General features: G+C 74.8%; 1 protein-coding gene. It reads right to left on the bottom strand.

Annotated features, from left to right (window positions below; translation table 11 throughout):
• A partial coding sequence (locus tag ACY45C_RS02410) for a type I polyketide synthase (protein ID WP_462186032.1) occupies positions 1–3501 on the bottom strand: 3501 nt, incomplete at both ends.

Here is a 3501-nt window from a genome sequence, read left to right as displayed (position 1 = left end):
GCCCATTCCGGCGTCGGCCCACGGGCCGAATGCGACAGAGGTGGCGGCGAGACCGAGCGCGCGCCGCCGCGCGGCGAGGGCGTCGAGGTAGGCGTTGCCCGCGCTGTAGGCGGACTGGCCGCCACTGCCCCAGGTCGCCGACACCGACGAGAACAGGACGAAGGCCTCCAACCTGGTGCCGTCGATCCCGTCGATCCCGTCGATCCCGTCGATCCCGTCGAGTAGCCGGTCGAGGCCGGCGGCGCCGGCGACCTTCCCGGCCACGACCTCCGCGAACTCCCCGAGATCGAGTTTGTGCAGGGCGGTCACCTGTCCCATGACACCGGCCGCGTGTACGACGGCGGACACCGGCCGGCCCGCCTTGGCCAGTCTCCGCAGCAGAGCGGCGAGCTGTTCGTGCTCTCCCACGTCGCAGGCCTCGATGATCGCCTCGGCGCTGAGGGCGGCGAGTTCGGCGCGTAGTTCCTCCGCCCCCGGAGCCGCGGGGCCACGGCGGCTGACGAGGACGATCCGGCGCGCACCGTCGCGGGCGAGCCGGCGGGCGGCATGCGCGCCGAGGGCGCCGGTGCCACCGGTGATCAGGACCGTGCCGTGGGGCCGCCACGCTGGTGGGACGGTGTCGGCTGGTAGGACGGTGTCGGCCCTGACGAGGCGGGGTACCAACAGCCCGGTGGCACGGGCGGCGAGCTGGTCCTCGCCACCGGGGGCGGTGAGGGCGGAGCCGAACCACGCCAGCGTCTGATCGTCGAGGTCGGTCGGGATGTCGATCAGACCGCCCCAGGTGCCGGGGTCCTCCAGAGCGAGGGTGCGGCCGAGTCCCCACATCATGGCCTGGTCCGGGGCGGTGACGGGGTCGTCGGGACCGGTGGTGACCGCGCCGCGGGTGACGCACCACAGCGGTGCGGGCACGTCGAGGTCGTGCAGCGCCTGGACGAGCGGGACGGTGAGGGCGAGCCCGGTGGTCAGTGCCGGATGGATGCGGTGCGGCGTGTCGTCGAGGGCGAGCAGGGACAGGACGCCGCGTACCGCCTGCACCGTCTTCTTCCCGATCTTCTTCCCGGCGAGGCCGCCGCCCGACGGCGGCATGGCGTTCGACAGCAGTACGGCGTTCGACAGCAGCGCCGCGACCTGGGCGCGGTCGGCGTCGTCGCCGGTGAGGGTGAGGGTGACGGCCGTGCCGCCGAGGCGTTCGATGATCCAGCAGAGGCGGGAGAGCATGTCCTCGTCAACGCCGGCGGCCGGGGTCAGCACCGGCCACACGCCGGACAGCGGTGGCGCCGCGATGGCCTGGGCCGTCACGGCGGTGGTGACGTCCGCGGAGTCCAGGGGCCGCCACTCGGTGCGGTAGGACCAGCCGTCCGGGCCCGCCGCGCGGGCCGTCCCGACGGTCGGGCTACGGGGCGCGGGGACGGCGGTGGTCCCGTCGAGCCAGTAGCGCCTGCGCTGGAACGGGTAGGTGGGCAGCTCCCGGTGCCGGGCGCCGCGTCCTCGGTACAGGGCGCGCCAGTCGACGTCGACGCCGTGGACGTGCAGTTCGGCCAGGGCAGTGAGGAGGGTGTCGGGTTCGGGGCGGCCGGCACGGGACGCCGCCGCGGCCACCGTGTCGCGGGCGTCGCGGGTGTTCTGGGCGTCCCGGGTGCTCTGGGTACTCTCGGTGCTCTGGGCGTCGGCGGCTAGGCAGGCCGGCAGGAGCGCGGTCAGGACGGCGTCGGGGCCGAGTTCGAGGTAGGCGACGGCGCCTTCGCGGTGCAGGCGACGGGCGGCGTCGAGGAAGCGGACGGGTTCGCGGACGTGGCGTACCCAGTGGTCGGGGGTGGTGAGCCCGGCCTGGAGGCCGAGGTCGCCGGTCCGGGTGGAGACGACGGGGATGGCCGGCGGGGAGTAGATGATCTTCTCGGCGACGGCTCGGAACCGGTCGAGCATGTCGTCCATGTGCGGGGAGTGAAAAGCGTGGCTGACCGTCAGCCGCCTGATGGCGCGGCCGCGTTCGGCCCAGCCGACGGCGACGCGCTCGACGAGGTCGGCGTCGCCGGCGATGACGGTGGCGCTCGGGCCGTTGACGGTGGCGATCTCGACCCGCCCGGCGAGCCCGGCGAGGGACTCGGCGACCTCCGCCTCGCCGGCGCGGATGGCGGTCATGGCTCCGCCGGCGCGGCAGGCCTGCATGAGCCGGCCGCGGGCCGCGACGAGAGCGCAGGCGTCGTCGAGGGCCCACACTCCGGCGACGTGGGCGGCGGTGAGCTCGCCGATGGAGTGCCCGGCGAGGATCCCCGGGGCGAGACCCCAGGATTCGAGGAGCCGGAACAGCGCGGTCTCGAAGGCGAACAGCGCGGGCTGGGTGTACTCGGTGCGGTCGAGCGCCGCCGCGCCCGGGGAACCGGCGGGGGCGAACATGACGTCGCGCAGTGGGTATTCGAGATGCGGCGCGAAGTGGGCACAGACGTCGTCGAGGGCGTCGGCGAAGGCCGGGTAGGCCGCATGGAGTTCGCGGCCCATCCCGGGGCGTTGGCTGCCCTGCCCGGTGAACAGGAAGGCGGTTGCGCCCCGGGCGGTTCCGCTTCGGCTCAGCGCCGGTCGGACCGTGCCCAGGACCAGCCCGGCGGTGGGGCGGGCCTCGGCCAGAGCAGCCAGGATCCCGGTCAGGGTCCCGGTCCCGGCCAGGTGCGTGCCGCTGCTGCACGCCGCCGATCCGCGGACGACGGCGACGGCGCGGTGCTCGAAGTGGGTGCGACCCGCCAGGGTGTATCCCGCGTCCAGGGGGGAGATCTCGGGATGGCGCTCCAGGTGCGTGCCGAGCCGGGCGGCCGCCGAACGTAGCGCCGCGTCGCCGCGGCCGGACAGGACGACAGGCACCGGGGCGCTCGCCGGGTTCTCCCCGGCGCGGTCCGCACCCACGGCGTCCGTTCCCGGCCCGGGCGGTGCTTCCTCGAGCACGGCATGAGCGTTGGTGCCGCTTACCCCGAACGCTGACACTGCCGCCCGTCGCGGCCGGCCATCCTGGCGCTGCCAGGGGACGTTCCCGGTGAGCAGGGCGACGTCGCCCGCCGACCAGTCCACGTGCGGGGACGCCTCGCGCACGTGCAGGGTCCGCGGCAGGACGCCGTGCCGCATCGCCTGCACCATCTTGATGATCCCGGCGACGCCGGCGGCGGCCTGGGTGTGGCCGATGTTCGACTTCAGGGACCCGAGGTAGACGGGCCGCCGCGCCGCACGGTCCTGGCCGTAGGTGGCGATGACGGCCCGGGCCTCGATCGGGTCACCGAGCGTCGTGCCGGTGCCGTGCGCCTCCACCGCGTCGACGTCGGCGGCGCGCAGCCCCGCGTTGGCCAGCGCCTGGCGGATCAGGCGCTGCTGGGACAGGCCGTTCGGCGCGGTCATCCCGTTGCTGGCGCCGTCCTGGTTGATCGCGGTGCCACGCAGGACCGCGAGGACGTGATGGCCGTTACGGCGGGCGTCGGAGAGCCGTTCCAGCAGCAGCACGCCCGCGCCGTCGGCCCAGCC

The sequence above is a fragment of the Frankia sp. CcWB2 genome (assembly GCF_977927585.1).
This window is presented reverse-complemented; position numbering and strand designations above follow the sequence as displayed.